This is a genomic window from Paenibacillus sp. SEL3 (assembly GCF_054602585.1).
The window spans coordinates 987,674-1,006,927 of record NZ_CM137725.1; the positions used below are offsets into that span (position 1 = coordinate 987,674).

Below are 19,254 nucleotides of genomic sequence, written 5' to 3' on the forward strand. Positions count from 1 at the left end.
GCTTTCATCACGTTCAGGAGAGTCGGCGGTTATCCATTTGAAAAATTTCGTCAGCCATTCGCATAGTAGAGCTTCGATGCGAAACAAGGATGATCGTTTTGTCTTGCTGCTGTTCTTTTAACGATTTTAAAATAATCGCTTCGTTCAAACTGTCCAAATTGCTAGTTGGTTCGTCTAGCAGTAAGAGGGGCGCATCATGAACAAAGGCTCTGGCCAGCCCCAAGCGCTGGCGTTCACCACCAGACAGCCTGTCCCCCAATTCTCCGACCCGGCTGTCATATCCTTGAGGCAATGTCATAATAAAATCGTGTACTGATGCCTTACGGGCTGCTTCCACAACCTGTTGATGTGTAGCATCCGGCTTTCCAATTTTGATATTAGCTGCAATGGAATCGTCAAACAGGAATGTATGCTGATCGACGTAGCTTTGCAAGCTTCTCAAATGTCGGGTCTCAATGTCCTTCAAATCGTGGTCAGATAGTAAAATCCCACCCTTCTGCGGGTCCCTGAATCGCATCAGCAACTTCAGCAACGTTGACTTACCGGACCCACTTTTACCCTGAATACCTATAATTAGCTTGTGTGGTATCGTGAGACTTACATCATTCAGCACCGTTTGACCATCGTATGCAAAAGTCACCTTGTCTATCTGCGCTCCAGTAAAGCCAACGGTCATTCCATTCATATTTTCTTCTACCTCCGGGCTCTCCTCCAGCAGACTTAGCACTCGCTCCCCGCTTGCCAGCGTTTGAAGCAAATTGTTGGACAAATTGCTCAGTGCGACCACCGGACCAAATGAACTAAACAGAGCAATGACTGAAATCAGCATACTTGTAAAATCCATCTGTCCTTTAGACATGCTATACAATCCAGCTAGCAGCATCAAGAATGAAAATCCGACTACAGCTGCATCTGTGACTGCTCTTGTGATGCCTTCATGATGCTTCAACTCTTTCTGCTTGGCATCCAACTGATCCGTACGACGGTTAATTTCATTTAATCGTTGTTCCCCTTGCCCATATTGCACAATTTCCTTCATCCCACGTAAGCTGTCCAAAAAATAACTGCTCAGCTGGCCGAAGCTGCTCCGGTATTCCATCCCTTGGCGCTTGCCCATACGTGTCGTAAGTAGGGGAATAAACAAACCGACGGTTATGTAAGCAAGCGCAGCAAGCCAGCCTAGCAGAGGCTCATAAGAACCGATAAAAAACACCATGAGCAGTGAGGTGATGATGCCAATCATTACAGGCGCTATCGTATGCGCATAAAATACTTCCAGCAGCTCAATATCACTCGTAATGAGTGATATCAGATTCCCCTTGTCCTTGCCTTCCAATTTGGCTGGAGCGAGTCTTCGCAGGGCTTGAAGCACCTTATCACGCAGTACAGCCAGTAGCTTGAAAGCGAGATAATGACCACTCATTTGCTCGCCATAACGGAATACGCCGCGCAGTACGGCACAAACCACAATCACCGTCAGCAAAAACGATAGGGTGTAGCCTGTCGTGATGCTCGTTGCTGTAAGCAGAGCCAGGGCTCCGAACACTATAATGCCAATAGCACAAACAAAACCAAGCACTCCTGTAACAATCGTGATGAGCAGTACAGGTAAAAGAGGACCCGCCAATACCAATAATTGGCCCATGATCCGTAATCCGTGTCTACGCATATACAGCCCCTCCTTTTACAAACTGCTCTACCTGGTGTTGACTGAGATACATCTCCGCATAATGTTCCTGCTGGCTCAACAGCTCATGATGCGTTCCCGATTCTGCCACCAAACCGTTTTGCAGCACATAGATACAGTCGGATTGAACTACATTTTCCAGTCTGTGAGAGATAAGAATCACTGTTTTTTGACCTGCCAGCGCATGTATAACCTCCATAATGCCTTCCTCACTTTCACTGTCAATGTTAGAGGTGGCCTCGTCAAAAATGTAGACACGACTATCATGTAGCAATGCTCTGGCTAGTGCTAGCCTCTGGCGCTGTCCTCCTGACAGATTGGCTCCCTGCTCTTCCAGTTCTGCTTCCAGACCTCCTTCTGAGAGGATAAAATCATACAGCTTCACTTGTCGCAAAGCTTCCAGCATGTGTTGCTCATCCGCGTGCTCATTGCCCATTTTTAAATTTGCTTCCACGGTGCCTTTAAAAATATAGCTGTTAAAACCGATCCAGGTCATATGACGCATGCGGCTTTCTTCCGAAATATCGGTAAGCTCGGTTCCTCCAATCGTCAGGCTTCCTCGATACCCCTCGTGATGCCCAACAATCAATCCGGCTACCGTACTTTTACCAGAGCCTGATTCCCCAACAATGGATACAAAGCTGCCCTGGGGAATATCCATGGATACATTTCGTAAGGTATCTCTTTCGTCGTAGGCGAAACTCACCTGTTCCAGACGAATATCTGTGGTTTCTATGCTTTTTTGTCCTTGGATAAGGTCCTCTGTGCTCAACATTTGGAATATTTTGTCACTTGCAGCCATTCCGTTCATGGCGATATGAAAGTAAGAACCCAGAAGACGCAGAGGAATAAAAAATTCTGCCGACAGCAAAACAATGATGATTGCTCCTGCCAAGCCAATTCGTCCAGAAGAATATTCGCTTACCGCGACCAGTACACCCGCAACGGCACCACCAAATGCGATAAGATCCATAATGGCCACGGAGTTAAGCTGCATAGTCAGCACTTTCATCGTCATTTTGCGAAAATCTTCAGCTGCTGTGTTCATTTCCTGATGTTTATCCTGGTCTGTTCCGTACATTTTGAGCGTAGTCAGACCTTGCACATTCTCCAAAAAGCTGTGGCCCAAATTGACGTAACTACCCCAATATTTCCGAAAAAGCTTTTTAGCCATCCTCATAATGACAATGATCGACACTGGAATTAAGGGAACGCAGATCAATAGTATAATGGCTGCTTTGAAGCTGACAAAAGAGAGGGTAATGAATAACGTTACGGGGGCAAGCAGACTGTAAAATAGCTGAGGCATATATCTACCGAAATAGGTTTCAAGCTGCTCTACCCCTTCTACAGCAACCTGAATAACCCCCGAGGTGGAGGTATGATCTGTATATGCGGGCCCTATCTTCAGCAACTTGCTGTAAATTTGCGAGCGCAGCGTTTTTTTAGCATTTACCGAAGCACGATAGGATAACATACTGGCTGCATAATTGCTCAGGCAGCGAACTGCAATAGCAGCAATAACAATGACCGTCATAGATAGAATCAGCTTGCGAGTCACTTGTCCTTCCCATGCCTGCTGCATAACAAAGGCCATAGACAACACAGCGGCTATACTCCCCAAAAGACCGATCCACTGCACAAGCACACCCCATACGATATATTTTCGAGAATGTTCCACTAGACCGAGCAGACGGCTGTCGACCATTTTAGACTTTTTTTTTGGAGTAGGTGCAGGTGAAGATGATGGTGTTATTTTTGCTGCAGCGTTTCTCACTGTTCCGATTCGGAATATAAAGTAATAATATTTAAAAAGGATGACCAAGACGATGAGCGTTTTGCCCCACACATTAGGGGTGAAAATAAAGCCTATAATCAGCATCGTTGACGCTAAGCCCAATGTCGTGATTTTCGTAGACAGCTTCAACGACCTTGTTTGAACAAAACTCTCTAGATGCTTTTGGTACAGGGAGGTATTCGAAAACCACTGGTGAATCCTTTCGGACCCCCGCATAAAGAAAAAGGTCGCGAGCAGCAGAAACGGTGTAGTCGGTAGCAATGGTAGCACTACACCAATAACTCCAAGCGCCAAAAATAAAAACCCTAAGGTAATATAGATCGGTTTCACTATAATCCTCCCTAATAGTTATAATAGTAATGATTTCATTTTATAGATAATGATAATCATTATCAATATAAACAATTTAAGCAGGTTGTTATGTGATGTAAATCACGCATATAAAAATCCTCTTGAAGCACATCTCTACAGAACACGCTAGTGTTGATGTGGATGCTTTGTCTTCAAGAGGATTATCGAAATCTAATGTTAGTAATACGTTGTTTTATGAATTTATAATATCATATTGCTCCAATATCTGCCGATGTAACGGGTGGTCTGCGGTTATGGAAGTATAACGCGTCAGCGCCACACCCAGCCCTTCGTTGCGGATCACCTGCTGAAGCTCGACTGCCTCGGGGTCTTCCGTAATATCAAATTTACAGGCAGCAGCCATTCCTAACGCCAGATGATCCGTCGGAATGCCATACTCCTGCGCTTGGAGCGCGGGACGTACAAGACGGTCATTGGGAGACAGCTTGCGTAATGGTGAACGTCCGACCCGAGTAACATCGTCTATTAGATTAGGGTTGCGGAAGCGATCCAAAATTTTAGAGATGTACTTCCTATGCTCCTCTTGATCCAAACCGAAGCGCTTCACAAGCACCGCTCCCGTTTCCTCCAGTGACCCTTGTATCGAATCCACCACCTTGCTATCCTTCATGGCCTCCTGAATGGTAGCATAACCTGCGGTATAACCAAGATAAGCTGCCACGCAATGTCCCGTATTTACCGTAAACAGCTTTCGTTCAATGTAAGGCTCTAGATCCTGCACGTACAGGATACCTTCGATTTCTTCATGCTCAGATGCCATTTGCGAACGATCCACCACCCACTCATAAAAAGGCTCTACCTGCACATGTAACGGGTCCTCGTGTTGCTGGATCGGCACAATCCGGTCTACGGCAGCATTTGGAAAATACACCGAAGCCTCAGCCTTGGCACGGGTCGCCTCATCCAATAGCGCAAAAACATGCTCTTTCAGTTGCGCACTGCCTCCGATTGCATTTTCACAGGCAATCACATGCAGCGGCCTCGCTCCTCGCTCTACCCGCCGCTTGATGCCCTCCGCAATGCCTGCTGCAATGTGCTTGAGGATGCTGACACCTACTGCGGTCGTTACCAGATCAGCGTGGTCTACCGCATCGGCTACAGCCGCTGCATCCTTGCCGTCAATCGCCGTCACATTCATGACCAGCTCCGTATCCTTTGTATCATTGGCTAACTCTACGGTGTATTGTTTACGACGGCGTAACTCGGATACAAGGGTGTCATTGACATCTGAAAAGACAACCTCATAGCCTGCACGCGACAGAATCAATCCGATAAAGCCGCGACCGATATTTCCTGCTCCAAAGTGGACGGCTCTCATAGCTCCAGCTCACTTTCGAACAGATCTATAATTTCCTGTGGGGTCACCGCGTTGCGAAGTTTCTCCATGTTTTCTTCCTCTGCACACACCACAGCAATACTCGTCAAAATCTCCATATGATCGCCGCCTTGTGCTGCAATGCCGATTACCATGTATGCTTTTTCTTCCCCAAAATCTACGCCTTGCGGAAACTGAACGATGGAGATGCCTGTGGATTGAATAAGCGTCTTGGATTCCTTGGTGCCATGTGGAATAGCCAGCCCGTTCCCGATATAGGTGGACACGATCTCCTCGCGTTCCAGCATCTTGTCAATGTACTCACTTGAAATATGTCCTGCATCCAGCAGGATTTGTCCAGCCATACGAATCGCCTCATATTTGTCTTTGGCGGTTGCATTCATTTTCACTTTGTCTATCGTCATAATACTCACGGTAGGTTCCTCCCTGTCCCTAATTTACTGTGGAAAAATCCAGCTAGCTCAATCGATATATAATTGACAATATGATCCCTGCTACCGTGTTCCAGTAGCGTAACCATGTCTTCCTGCAAGAGTAATGCACTAATCTCGCTCAATACCTCCAAGCTTTCTCTCGGCAGCTCACGAGGTCCCAACATGAGCAGCACGCATTCTACCTGTTCGCCTGTATCCGCCAACAGCGGCTCTGCCAGCTTATACAAGGTAAGCGAAGGTTTGCGAATATAGTGGCTACGCGTATGAACTAAAGCAATGGAGGTATCAGAGATCACCTGACTACCTTGGCGCTCTCTTTCCATGAGTTGTGCAGCAACCGCAGAAGGCTCTGTAACATTCCCCCGCCCCGCCTCCAACATGCATATAGCCTCTACGGTCGCCGCCATATCCATCTCCTGATTTTCCAGCGGGTACACTTGAAATTGCTGTACAATGTGTACAATTTCATCGAGACTTTTCCGCAGACCGGTAAGCCACTCCATGTCCTGACCGGGCTGAACAACCTGTTCCTGCTGATGGTCATCAGGATGATTGAGTGTAATATGCTGGATAAATTGACGCAGGCGATCACTCTCCTCCTGCGTCAGCAGCGGGCTGATCTTAAGATAGCGATCTGGTTCAAGCGGTAGCTCTACTGTCGAAATGATCAGATCATAATCCTCCTTGGGGATCCGCGCCGCCTCGTACCATGAGGCCCTATCCACAATTTTGATCTGTGGCAGCTCTTTGGCGAGCCTTGTTGCCAGAAGTCTGGATGAACCAATGCCGCTCGTGCAGACTACGATGGCCCGCACCTCCCGCCGCAATTGTCGCAGCCGCTCCAGCGAAGCGCCGAAATGCATGACGAGAAATCCGATCTCTTCATCAGGGACTTTCATTTCTGTCATGTCTGCTGCAGCCTTTTTCACTGAGTCGAATAAGCTGCTGTAATCCTTGCGGATTTGCTGAAGGAGGGGATTACGAATCGACTTGCCTTCCTTCAAACGTTTGAATACCGGAGCCATATGGGCAATCAGTCCTTCACGCAGAACACGGTCCTCTTCCAATGGCGTGCCTGTTTCTTCCTCCACACGACGAATCAACTCATGAACCGACTCCAGCAGTACAAGATCATCGAGCGGCAGCAGCCGGGTAGAATGATCCTCGGCATCACGGAACAGCAGCCTGAAATAAGATCGTTCCGGGTCCGGAAAGTTTATATCCAGCGCCGCTGACAATTCTGCGCATATGCGTTCTACCATAGCTGTACGCAGCATGATATTCTCATCCGAATCTGTTTTTAAATAGGAGAGAAGAGGATCCATAACATACCCGAGTCGTAGACGTGCCAGCGAAACGCAAATCTGAATCAGCAACTCCATATATTTGCTTTCCACCATGTTTTCCAGCCACTTTTCATGGGGCTGCCAGAGGGCCTTTTCCACGATCAGCAAGTTCCCTCTGCCAATCATCTCCAGCAATTTGTCGGAGACACGGGTCACAGAACGAACCTCTCCCTGGCTGGAAAACAGATCAGATTCATCCAAATGTTCGAGGGCCAGCTCGGAAATCGCCCGTCTTTTGTCTATCTCCCGTCCGGTAATCTCGACACCGTATCCCCGTCTGCGGACAAGCACGAGCCCTCGATCTCCGATCCAGTCTTGTAATTCGTCCAGATCATGACTGACCGTAGTTACCGTGACTTTCAGATCTGAAGCCAGCGCCAGCAGCTTGATCGGCTCCCGTGTATCCAGCAGCATGCAGAGAACCACGATCTTTCTCTCCTCAGCCGAATATTCGTCTGGATTCGTATGCAGCAATTGCTTTCGCAGGCATACAAGCTGAGCTGGGTCTGCATCTATACAGATACCAATCCCTGACTTTTTCTCCAGCTTCACCTCATGAGCTGCCAGCCAATGCTCGACTGCGCCCAGTTCCCGATGAACCGTCCTTGTGCTGACATTGATCTTCGTGGCAATTTCTCCGGCTGTAACCTCTTTGGACTGCTCCAGAAGATATTCCACGATGTCACGTTGTCGTTTCGTAATATTCATAAGCGCATACCGTTCCTTCCCAAGCTCATCCCTCCAGCAGGAGACGTACACTGCATACAGTCAGCCTGACTAAGACGGGGATTAAGAATCGGATTTCAGACGTTCAACCAGCGCTTCGTATTCAGGACTCTTCAAAAAATTGTCAATGGAAATGTGCTCAGCTTTCGGAGCTACTGTTTTAGCCCGGTCTGTCAACGTTTTTTGCGTAATGACAATATCCGCATCCTGTGGAATTTCACTGATTGCCGTATTCGTAACTGTTACGTCTACGCCCGCCTGCTTCATTTTTTTGCGTAAAATCGAGGCACCCATCGCGCTTGAACCCATACCTGCATCACAGGAAAAGACAATCTTGTTCACTTCGGATTTATCCTTGAGCGTTCGATCTGCGACAATCTCGGCAGCACGATCAGATTCGTGGTTATCTTCCATTACAGTGGCGTTAGCACTGGCACTCTTGCTTTGATTTTTCATATCTTTCAGGCGAGATGCAGCTTCCTCCAGCCCCTCTTCTTGTTGCTTACCTGTCTTGAGTAACACTGCTGCAACAGCAAAGGATACGACCGCAGCAGCGATCACCCCGCTCAGCATTGGCAAATATCCACCTTTTGGCGTCATTAGAAAATAGGCGATGATACTACCCGGTGAAGGAGCAGCAACCAGTCCGGCACCTGTCAACATGAAACAGAAGGTTCCCACAACACCGCCAGCTATAGCTGCAAGAATCAGAATCGGCTTCATCAAAATATAAGGGAAATAAATTTCATGAATCCCGCCGAAAAAATGAATGATGACTGCGCCAGGAGCTGACGACTTCGCAGAGCCTTTACCGAACAGACAGTAGGCCAGCAAAATACCAAGCCCCGGCCCAGGGTTGGATTCCAGCATGAACAGTACGGATTTGCCTGTTCTTGCAGCTTCCTCCAACGCAATCGGACTCAATACTCCGTGATTCAGCGCGTTGTTTAAAAATAATACTTTTCCGGGCTCAATAATGAGGTTGACAAGCGGCAATAGCCCCGCGTTCACGAGGAACTGTACCCCTGCCGACAACACTTGACTGATCATTTGTACAACCGGGCCGATCGCCACATGGGCAAGCAGTGCTAGAATGGCACCGATAATCCCGGCCGAAAAATTATTGACCAGCATTTCAAAGCCTGATCTGACTTTGCCTTCAATGGCCTTGTCGAACTTCTTCAATATCCACGCAGCCAGCGGACCAGCTACCATCGCGCCCAGGAACATCGGGATATCGGCTCCTACTATGACACCCATCGTCATGATGGCACCGATCACACCTCCACGCTGTCCGTGAATCATCGTGCCCCCTGTATAACCAATCAGCAGCGGCAACAAATAATTTTTCATCGGATCAACCAACTGTGCAAAACCTTCGTTCGGGAACCATCCGGTCGGAATAAAGAGTGCCGTAATCAACCCCCACGCAATAAAGGCTCCCATATTGGGCATAACCATACCGCTAAGAAAACGGCCAAAACGCTGTACGGCGACACGAGTGCCTCCTTTTGAACTTGGCTTTGCGTCCAATGTACTCATATTCAAATCCTCCTTGTAGGTAAGCATCACTACCTTTTCTTAAAATTCATACTAAATGACAGCGCTATCTTCATCAACGAAATGAAAACGTACTTTCGTCATGAACGTTGATGACAACATTTAAATTTAAATTATCCAGGAAGATATTATACCTGCATAATTCTTCTTAATATGACCTGTAGCTATAGAAATTAGTCGAAAAACCGTGCTGGATTATGTATGATTCCTATATGGGGACAACCCACTATATCAGAACAACACACGTAATTACGTTTTCAAAAAAAGACAAAAAAATAGCCGCTACGTCAAATCATAGCGACTATTTTATACAAAAATCGAGCAAACTAACGATGCTCTTATTCAATTAAAAATCAATATAAAATTCCGAATAACACGCTATTATTTCATGCTGCATTGCTCTATTTATTACTCCGAAATCAACTGCTCATACTGATCCGCCGACAGTAGTTTGCCCAATGCTTCCTCCACATCTTTATCCATCTCTACTTCTACCATCCAACCTTTGTCATAAGGAGATTCATTCACTAGCTCAGGTGTACCTTCCAGCGCTTCATTCACTTTTAATATAGTTCCCGTCACCGGAGCAAAAAGGTCGGATACCGTCTTCACCGATTCAATCGTACCGATCTCCGCTCCCTGCTCAATCGTTACTCCCGCCTCAGGTAATTCTACAAAAACAATATCACCCAGTTGGTGCTGTGCAAAGTCTGTAATACCAATCCGCACCGTTCCATTCTCTGTCCGCTGAACCCACTCATGTTCGTCTGTATACCAAAGTTGCTGCTTCACTTCACCCATTCTGTTCCCCTCACTTCCATATGAATAAAATCGCATTTGCTCACCTGTATTAGACAGGTTAAGATTATGACAATAAGAACACTCATGTCAATAATACTAACAAAAATACTTCATATCACCTCCTATAGCGCTCTATATAAAAATATAATAATTTATAACAAACGCTTACATATCCTTATTTATATATTAAATGTTTTTTCTATTGTTTTTGATGACATTTTTATTGACATTTTGAATGAATTTGCGTATTAATGGGTTATAGCAAATACTTTGGGAAACACCCCGACAACTGCAAACGCGGATGAACGCAGAGGGAGAGACTGCCAAAAAGATTCGCATAGCTGTTGCCGCTTGTGAGACAGTTGTGCACGCGAATCGGATCAAGTTGTTATCTGCAAAGCCAGGTAATATACTGCTGATCCCGAAGGTAGCGCCGAAGGAGTAAGCCTGCATTGCAGGTGAATCTCTCAGGCAAAAGGACCTCTGCCGGACGCATCTCTGGAGAGCATTCGCTATTGGAGCGGATCACCCAAGAGGAAACCCGGTACATACCGGGGTAACTTTCTGGTATCAAGGACAGAGCTGAAAAAAGAGTATAGACTGCTGTCTATACGTTTTTTTCGGCCTGTCTTTTTTGTTTTGCCGATCACACCGGATAGGAGTGGAAACATGACTAATTTGCGAAAAACACCGCTATATTCGTCCTACGGGACGCAGTCTGGGGTTCGTTGTATTGACTTTGGCGGCTGGGAGCTCCCCGTTCAGTTTAGCGGTATCCAAAAGGAGCATGAGGCCGTCCGGCAACGTGCGGGTTTATTCGATGTATCGCATATGGGTGAGTTTTTGGTTGAAGGCAAAGAGGCCGAAGCTTTTCTACAAAGGGTGACCACGAATGATGTCAGCCAGTTGGAACCAGGTCAGGCACAATATTCACTCCTGTGTTACCCCGATGGAGGTGTAGTAGACGACCTGCTTGTTTACTGCAAAGGACCGGAGCGCTACATGCTCGTTGTGAACGCCTCCAACATTGATAAGGATTGGGATTGGTTACTTCGTCATGTGCCTGCATCCGTTCACATGGAGAATGTGTCTGATGCAATAGCATTGCTGGCATTGCAGGGACCGGAAGCAGCACGTATTGCCGCAGCCGTGGCAGATACGGATATTACGAATCTGGCATCTTTCCACTTTCATGAGAACGTGCCATTGTTCGGAGCAAAAGCACTCGTCTCACGAACCGGATATACGGGCGAAGACGGTTTTGAATTTTACGTACCTGCCGCGGAAGCACCCGCCGTATGGGAGGGTTTGCTTCGTTCCGGTGAGTCGTATGGGCTGATTCCCGCTGGACTTGGTGCTCGGGATACACTACGCTTTGAGGCTCGGTTGCCGCTATACGGACAGGAGTTATCTGCCACAATTTCACCACTCGAAGCCGGTCTGGGTTTCTTCGTCAAGCTGAATAAAGGAGATTTTATCGGTAGAGAAGCACTTCAGCGTCAAAAAGAACAAGGGGTTCCTCGTAAATTGATCGGGCTGGAAATGATTGATCGCGGCATCCCACGCGCCCATTATCCGGTATTCGCAGAAGGACAACGCATCGGTGAGGTCACAACGGGGACTCAGTCGCCCACCTTGAAGCGTAATCTGGGCCTCGCCTTGGTGGACAGTCGTTTTAGCGCCCTCTCCACACCGCTGGAGGTTGAGATTCGTGGCAAACGCCTGCGTGCCGAGGTAGTGGCAGCACCCTTTTATAAACGCCCGCGCTAATCTTAAACTCTCTTCATTCCAATAAAGCAAACATGTCAGATATGAACTTCCGGGTTTTTCAGCTCACACTTTTTTATTAGCTAATTACGATTTAAAATTTTGCTTTTCGAAAGGAGCCAGAACCTATGAAGCAGCATCGTTATCTCCCTATGACTGAACAAGATCAAACCGAAATGCTGCGTGTGGTGGGTGTATCATCCATTGATGATTTATTCAGTGACATTCCAGAGGCCATTCGATATCAAGGGGAACTCCCTCTTTCTTCTCGACTCGATGAGAAAGCCTTAACCCGCCACTTGGCCGAGCTGGCTGGACACAACGCCAATACAGACACACATGCCAGCTTTCTTGGCGCAGGAATTTATGATCATCATATTCCGTCGGTCATCCAGCACATCACTTCACGCTCGGAATTCTATACAGCCTACACCCCCTATCAGCCGGAAGTAAGCCAAGGCGAGCTACAAGCCATTTTCGAATTTCAGTCGTATATTTGCGAATTGACGGGCATGGCTGTAGCTAATGCCAGCATGTACGACGGAGCGACTGCACTGGCGGAAGCGGGCTCACTGTCCGCCGCAGCTACCCGCCGTAAACAGCTTATCGTATCGAGGTCCGTCCATCCAGAGGCACGTCAGGTATTGGCAACCTATGCACGCGGATTGAATTTGGACATCGTGGAGATCGGCTGTTCGGACGGTGTAACGGATGCTGATGCGTTAGCGGCGGCCGTATCGGAACAGACCGCGGCTGTTTTGGTCCAAAGCCCCAACTTTTTCGGAGCCGTGGAAAATCTACAGCCGATGGCTGACCTCATCCATGCACACAAAGGTCTTTTGGTCGTCAGTGCCAACCCACTGGCACTTGGCTTGCTGGAGACACCCGGCAAACAGGGCGCGGATATTGTGGTAGGAGACGCGCAGCCACTTGGCATCTCCTCTTCTCTCGGCGGTCCGACTTGTGGATACTTTGCCGTTTCTCAGGCACATATGCGCCGTATCCCCGGCCGTATTGTGGGTCAGACCACTGATCGCAATGGTAAACGGGGTTTCGTGCTGACCTTGCAAGCCCGGGAACAGCATATCCGCCGCGAAAAGGCCACGTCAAACATTTGTTCCAATCAAGCATTGCTAGCTTTATCTGCATCTGTATACTTATCTGTTATGGGTAGACAGGGGATCAAGGAAGTAGCCGAGCTAAATTTGCATAAAAGCCGATATGCCTTAGAGCAATTGCTGAGCTTGAAGGGCGTAACTGCCTCGTTTAACGCACCAACCTTTAACGAGTTTGTCCTTAGACTGCCTGAGGGTACAGATATGAGCAGACTCCAGACCGAGCTGCTAGCTGCTGGATTTATCGCTGGCTACGATTTGGGCCGGGACTATGAGGAACTCGCTGGTCACATGTTGATTGCCGTGACGGAGCAAAGAACCAAAGAAGAGATTGACCAATTTGTGCACACCTTGGGGGGATTGCTATGACACATACCGGACAGGATCAGAAACAAGAGCTGTTAAAGGAACACGATCAAGCGCTCATTTTTGAATTGAGCCGTCCGGGTCGCATCGCCTATTCCCTTCCCGAGTGCGACGTTCCCCGTCGCCCGGTGGCAGCGCTTTTGCCAGACTATGCGCTGCGCAGCGAACCTGCAGCATTACCCGAGGTATACGAAGTAGACGTTATTCGGCATTATACCGCCTTGTCCCGGCGCAATTTTGGCGTGGACAATGGATTTTATCCGCTCGGCTCCTGTACGATGAAATACAATCCGAAGGTGAATGAGGATGTCGCCCGATATACAGGCTTCGCCAAAATCCATCCATGTCAGCCCGAGGAGAGCATCCAGGGTGCCATGGAGTTGCTGCATACGCTCCAAAATGATTTGGCTGCGTTAACTGGCATGGATGCCGTCACGCTTCAGCCCGCCGCGGGCGCCCATGGCGAATGGACCGGGCTGATGATGATTCGCTCATACCACGAAGCACGTAGTGAGCGACGTACCAAGGTGCTCGTGCCGGATTCGTCGCACGGAACGAACCCCGCCAGTGCAACCGTCGCAGGCTTCGAAACAGTCACCCTTCCTTCCACCCCTGAGGGGCTGGTGGATCTGGATGCGCTGCGTCAAGCCGTAGGCAACGACACCGCTGCGCTCATGCTGACCAACCCGAACACGCTTGGGCTGTTCGAGAAGCAAATCACTGACATTGCTGCCATCGTGCATGACGCGGGTGGTCTGCTCTACTATGACGGGGCGAACTCCAACGCCATCATGGGGATTACCCGTCCCGGAGATATGGGCTTCGATGTAGTGCATCTCAATTTGCACAAAACGATGAGTACCCCGCACGGTGGCGGTGGCCCCGGCGCTGGGCCTGTCGGCGTAAAGCAACGGCTCATCCCTTATTTGCCCAAGCCGCTTGTCGTACGGGATCCACAGGGGGTGTACCACTGGGACCGGGAACAGGGAGATTCTATTGGACGGGTTAAAGCCTTTTACGGGAACTTCGGTATTCTCGTCCGTGCCTATGCCTATATCCGTAGCTACGGGCCCGATGGCTTAAAACGTGTATCGGAATGTGCTGTACTCAATGCCAATTACATGATGCATCGGCTCGCTCCACATTTTGACCTGCCCTACCCTGGACATTGCAAACACGAATTCGTGATGTCGGGGCGAGGCTTGAAAAAATTTGGAGTGCGCACGCTTGATGTAGCCAAACGGCTGCTTGATTTCGGCTACCATCCACCTACAATTTACTTTCCGCTGAATGTAGAGGAGTGCATCATGATCGAGCCCACGGAAACGGAAAGTAAGGAAACACTTGATGCTTTTGTCGACACTATGATTCATATTGCGCGGGAAGCAGAAGAGAACCCTGAGCTGGTGCTCAATGCACCATATACTACTCCAGTCACACGATTGGACGAAACTACCGCAGCCCGCAAACCTGTACTGAATTGCTCATGCAGTTAAAACAAATTCTACTTTAAAGCATGCAAAAAAGCCGGTATCTAATTAGATACCGGCTGCTGTATGTACACAGCAATTTTTTGTTGGAAAAAGATATAACCTTTGAAATGTAATACCCTTCCTTAGCCTTCGATGCTTTGAACCAATTCAACAACCTGTTCTGCTGTTTGCATGTCCAGAGCTTTTGTAGCCAGTTTTTCCATGTCCGCACGGGACAACTTGGAAATTTGACTACGTGCTGGCAGAATGGAAGTGGCGCTCATACTGAACTCATCAAGTCCGAGACCCAGCAGCAACGGAATTGCTGTTGTATCTCCTGCCATTTCGCCACACATACCAACCCAACGTCCTTCACGGTGAGCGGCATCAATAACCATTTTCACCAGGCGCAGAATGGATGGATTGTAAGGTTGATACAGGTAAGAAACCCGCTCGTTCATGCGATCCGCTGCCATTGTGTATTGAATCAGATCGTTTGTACCGATACTGAAGAAATCTACTTCTTTTGCGAATTGGTCAGCCAATACCGCTGTAGAAGGAATTTCTACCATGATGCCCAGTTGAATTTCTTCGGATACGGATACACCCTCAGCTACCAATTTTTCCTTTTCTTCCAACAAAACAGCTTTAGCTTCACGGAATTCGTTCAGCGTAGCAATCATTGGGAACATGATGCGCAAGTTACCATGCACACTCGCACGCAACAAAGCACGCAATTGAGTGCGGAAAATATCCTGGCGATCCAGACACAGGCGAATAGCACGGAATCCGAGGAACGGATTCATTTCTTTCGGCAGGTCCAGATAAGGAAGTTCTTTGTCACCACCGATATCCAAAGTACGGACTACAACCGGTTTACCTTCCATTCTTTCCAGAACAGTTTTGTACGCTGTATACTGTACTTCTTCGGATGGAAGCTTATCGCGTCCCATGTACAAGAACTCCGTACGGTACAAGCCAACGCCTTCACCACCGTTGTCCAGGACACCAGCTACATCATTAGGCGTACCAATATTGGCTGCCAGTTCGACATGGACACCATCGACAGAAACCGTAGCTTCGCCGCGCAGCTTGCGCCACTCTTCGCGTTGCTTGTCGTATGCCACTTGTTTAGCACGGTATTCTGCAACAATCTCTTCGGTAGGGTTCACGAATACGTGACCATCTAAACCATCAACGATAATCAAATCGCCACTTTTTGCTTGAGACAATATATTTTTCGTTCCCACAACTGCCGGAATTTCAAGTGAGCGAGCCATAATAGCCGAATGCGAAGTACGTCCGCCGATATTCGTTGCAAAACCTTTAACAAATTCACGGTTCAGCTGAGCTGTGTCGGAAGGTGTCAAATCTTCTGCAAGCACAATCGTTTCTTCGGCAATTTCTGCAGGACTAACAAAATGAACACCAAGCAGGTGATTCAGGATCCGCTTGGTTACATCACGCATGTCCGATGCGCGTTCTTGCAAATAGGCACTTTTCATGTTTTCAAACATGGAAATGAACTGTGTAGCTACTTCATTCAAAGCATAGTCAGCATTAAGCTGCTCGTCTCTGATTTTAGCTTTAACCGGATCGATCAATTCAGGGTCATTCAAAATGAGCAGGTGAGATGCAAAAATTTCTGCTTTTTTCTCTCCCAGTTCCTTAAGCGTTTTCTCCTTAATCGATTCCAATTCGGTTTGAGATTGTGCCAAAGCCGCATCCAATCTTGCGATTTCAGCTTCAACATCACCAACCGCGCGTCTCTCTACAGCGTAATTCGGATGCTCCAAGATAAACGCCCGGGCAATGGCTATGCCTGCCGAAGCGGCAATCCCAGAAATCTTAAGCATGAACTTCGCCCAGCCCTTCGTTGACGATTACATTTTCAAGAGCTTTCAGTGCTTCGGCAGCTTCAGCGCCTTCGCAGATAATGTTAATAGTATCGCCTTGTTCCAGACCCAGAGACAATACACCCAGAATGGATTTCAAAGTTACTTTTTTACCGTTAGCTTCGGCAAAAGATTCAGCACCGCTGAATTTGTTAGCTGTATTTACCAGCGCAGTTGCAGGACGTGCATGGATACCGTCTTCATCCGTAATTCTAAAAGTTGTTTGCATAATTTGTTCCTCCCACTTTCCTAAAGATAATATTTGTTTACACGCAGTATACCGAATAATTGATCAGACGGCCTAAGCCGCCTAATCAACTAATCCGAAACACATAGAGTTTATTTTATCGTAATTATACCATCTTCGCCAGCCTTCAATACTCCAGTTTTGTTTAAAGTTACCGAAGAACCTTCAGGAAGGTTAGTAAAAATGACAGGTGAGATGATGGATTTAGCGTTTGCCTTCACGTATTCCAGGTCTACTTTCATAATAGGCTGGCCAGCTGACACAAGATCGCCTTCGTTCACCAAAACGTCAAATCCTTGACCTTTAAGCTTCACTGTATTCACCCCGATATGAACAAGCACTTCTTTACCGCCATCGGATTGGATACCAACCGCATGCTTGCTCGGGAATACATTGAATACTTTGCCGTAAACAGGGGACACAATCGTTCCATCATTTGGCACGACCGCAAAGCCGTCACCTGTCATACGTTCTGCAAATACCGGATCGGGAACCGTCGAGATATCAACCAATTCGCCGTTAACAGGCATTACAATATCTTCTACAATAATGGTTTGTTGTTCTTCTCCAGCTTCCTTCTCCTCTTGTGGAGCAGGTTGCGCCGGAGCTGGTGCAGGTGTACGTCCAGCCATGATATCAGCCATTTGAGATTTAATGGTGTCGGAACGTGTACCGAAAATTGCCTGTACGTTGTTACCGACTTCAAGGACACCCGATGCGCCAAGTTGTTTCAGACGAGCTTTGTCAACGTTCGATTTCTCATTAACCTCGATCCGAAGACGTGTGATACAAGCATCCAGATGCTTGATATTCGATGAACCGCCGAAAGCTGCCAAAATGTTGTGTGGGAGCTCATCACTACTACCAGTTGCTGCGCCATCCACATTTTCTGTGGCTTCTTCACGCCCTGGTGTTTTCAAGTTGAATTTCCGTATGATGAATCGGAATCCGAAGTAGTAAATAACTGCCAAAATCAGACCGACGATGATTACATACCACCAAGGCGTACGGGTTGGAATAATCCCGAAAATCAGGAAGTCAATAAATCCGCCTGAGAAGGTCATACCGATTTTGACATGTAAAATTTGCATGGTCATAAATGACAGACCTGCGAATATACAGTGTACTGCAAACAGCAGTGGAGCTACGAACAGGAAGGAAAATTCCAGTGGCTCCGTAATACCTGTCAAGAACGAAGTCAATGCTGCTGAACCCATAATACCTGCTACATATTTTTTGTGTTCTGGTCTTGCTTCATGGTACATCGCAAGCGCTGCTGCTGGCAAACCGAACATCATGAATGGGAATTTACCCACTTGGAACGTACTTGCTGTCAAAGCCACTCCGTCGCGAAGCTGGCTGAAGAAGATCTGCTGGTCACCGTGAACGGTTTGACCTGCTTTGTTAACATATTCACCAAACTCAAACCAGAACGGTGAATACCAAATGTGATGCAAACCAAATGGAATCAGCGCGCGTTCGATAACCCCGAACAGGAACGCCGACAAAGTCGGGTTGGAATACACCATAAAGTGAGATACTGCGTTAAGTCCTTGTTGAACTGGAGGCCAGATCAGAACCAGTGCTAGTCCGACAATAAGTGAGGATACCGCCGTTGCAATTGGAACGAAACGCTTACCCGCGAAAAAGCCCAGATACGAAGGAAGCTCAATTTTGAAAAAGCGGTTGTACATGGCTGCGGCCAGTATACCGATGATTATCCCGCCGAACACCCCGGTTTGAAGCGTTGGAATTCCCAACACGTTCGCATAACCCGGTATTTTTTGAGCAATCAGACCAGGTGTGACACCCACGGCTGTACCCAGAGTAATGTTCATAACGAGGTAACCGATGATGGCAGCCAAACCTGCTACACCTTCACCGCCCGCTAGACCGACGGCTACGCCGACTGCGAACAACAGTGCCAGATTATCAAAAACGATTTGTCCGGCATTCATCATGATCGTCGCAACCGATTGAACCCAGCCCGCATTTAATGCCGGAATGTACTGGAGAAAATCAGGATTGACCAGCATGTTACCGATACCCAATAAAAGCCCCGCAGCTGGCAAAATCGCTACAGGAAGCATTAATGCTTTACCGACACGCTGTAAAACGCCGAAAAGCTTTTTAAACATACCTTCCACATCCTTCTCTGAAATTTAGAACAGAGGCAAAACAACAAAAAAGGCATGAGCCGATTTAAGTATGTTTGAAAACAACCTTGGGATATAGCTTACCCCAGTAGGCTGTAAACAATCATAACTTAAAGCAACTCATGCCTGATCGAATCAGTAACACGTTAAATGTTCAGTTGTTGTCTTCCTCATTG

The 19,254-nt window shown here is 47.7% G+C and carries 13 protein-coding genes and 1 riboswitch; of the genes, 3 read left to right on the plus strand and 10 right to left on the minus strand.

What is annotated here, in order from left to right:
* Window positions 1–13 precede the first annotated feature (13 nt).
* The 7 genes from ACYCS5_RS04700 to gcvH all read right to left on the minus strand — a co-directional run bounded on the left by ACYCS5_RS04700 (window position 14) and on the right by gcvH (window position 10,060).
* Entirely contained in the window at window positions 14–1,669 is a 1,656-nt protein-coding gene (locus tag ACYCS5_RS04700; RefSeq protein ID WP_459760893.1) for an amino acid ABC transporter ATP-binding/permease protein, read from the minus strand.
* Complete coding sequence (locus ACYCS5_RS04705) at window positions 1,662–3,815, minus strand: DUF454 family protein (protein ID WP_459760894.1); 2,154 nt, start codon at window positions 3,813–3,815, stop codon at window positions 1,662–1,664. The genes ACYCS5_RS04700 and ACYCS5_RS04705 overlap by 8 nt, the downstream gene beginning before the upstream one ends.
* 214 nt (window positions 3,816–4,029) lie before the next feature.
* Window positions 4,030–5,175: a mannitol-1-phosphate 5-dehydrogenase gene (locus ACYCS5_RS04710; protein ID WP_165149649.1), complete on the minus strand. Its 1,146-nt coding sequence runs from the start codon at window positions 5,173–5,175 to the stop codon at window positions 4,030–4,032.
* Complete coding sequence (locus tag ACYCS5_RS04715) at window positions 5,172–5,606, minus strand: PTS sugar transporter subunit IIA (RefSeq protein ID WP_165149651.1); 435 nt, start codon at window positions 5,604–5,606, stop codon at window positions 5,172–5,174. The genes ACYCS5_RS04710 and ACYCS5_RS04715 overlap by 4 nt, the downstream gene beginning before the upstream one ends.
* Window positions 5,603–7,681: a BglG family transcription antiterminator gene (locus ACYCS5_RS04720; RefSeq protein ID WP_459760895.1), complete on the minus strand. Its 2,079-nt coding sequence runs from the start codon at window positions 7,679–7,681 to the stop codon at window positions 5,603–5,605. Before ACYCS5_RS04720 ends, ACYCS5_RS04715 begins: the two co-directional genes overlap by 4 nt.
* 81 nt (window positions 7,682–7,762) lie before the next feature.
* Window positions 7,763–9,241, minus strand: a complete 1,479-nt coding sequence (locus tag ACYCS5_RS04725; protein ID WP_459760896.1) for a PTS mannitol transporter subunit IICB — start codon at window positions 9,239–9,241, stop codon at window positions 7,763–7,765.
* 426 nt (window positions 9,242–9,667) lie between these two features.
* A complete protein-coding gene (gcvH, locus tag ACYCS5_RS04730) occupies window positions 9,668–10,060 on the minus strand; it encodes a glycine cleavage system protein GcvH (RefSeq protein WP_029515698.1) in 393 nt (130 codons plus the stop codon).
* A 393-nt stretch (window positions 10,061–10,453) separates the two neighbouring features.
* A riboswitch (glycine riboswitch) is annotated at window positions 10,454–10,553 on the plus strand.
* A gap of 176 nt (window positions 10,554–10,729) precedes the next feature.
* On the opposite strand from gcvH, the gene gcvT reads away from it, so the two are divergent.
* The 3 genes from gcvT to gcvPB all read left to right on the plus strand — a co-directional run bounded on the left by gcvT (window position 10,730) and on the right by gcvPB (window position 14,804).
* A complete protein-coding gene (gene gcvT, locus ACYCS5_RS04735; protein ID WP_459760897.1) occupies window positions 10,730–11,830 on the plus strand; it encodes a glycine cleavage system aminomethyltransferase GcvT in 1,101 nt (366 codons plus the stop codon).
* Window positions 11,831–11,955: 125 nt separating this feature from the next.
* Window positions 11,956–13,311, plus strand: coding sequence for an aminomethyl-transferring glycine dehydrogenase subunit GcvPA (gene gcvPA / locus ACYCS5_RS04740; RefSeq protein ID WP_459760898.1), 1,356 nt, complete (start codon window positions 11,956–11,958; stop codon window positions 13,309–13,311).
* Window positions 13,308–14,804, plus strand: coding sequence for an aminomethyl-transferring glycine dehydrogenase subunit GcvPB (gene gcvPB / locus ACYCS5_RS04745; RefSeq protein WP_459760899.1), 1,497 nt, complete (start codon window positions 13,308–13,310; stop codon window positions 14,802–14,804). The genes gcvPA and gcvPB overlap by 4 nt, the downstream gene beginning before the upstream one ends.
* A 119-nt stretch (window positions 14,805–14,923) precedes the next feature.
* Here gcvPB and ptsP read toward each other — a convergent pair whose 3' ends face one another.
* From ptsP to ptsG, 3 genes are all read right to left on the minus strand, one after another.
* On the minus strand, window positions 14,924–16,636 hold the full coding sequence (gene ptsP, locus ACYCS5_RS04750) for a phosphoenolpyruvate--protein phosphotransferase (RefSeq protein WP_029515702.1): 1,713 nt from the start codon (window positions 16,634–16,636) through the stop codon (window positions 14,924–14,926).
* A complete protein-coding gene (locus ACYCS5_RS04755) occupies window positions 16,629–16,904 on the minus strand; it encodes an HPr family phosphocarrier protein (protein ID WP_013372579.1) in 276 nt (91 codons plus the stop codon). Before ACYCS5_RS04755 ends, ptsP begins: the two co-directional genes overlap by 8 nt.
* A 110-nt stretch (window positions 16,905–17,014) precedes the next feature.
* Entirely contained in the window at window positions 17,015–19,060 is a 2,046-nt protein-coding gene (gene ptsG / locus ACYCS5_RS04760; protein WP_029515703.1) for a glucose-specific PTS transporter subunit IIBC, read from the minus strand.
* Window positions 19,061–19,254 lie beyond the last annotated feature (194 nt).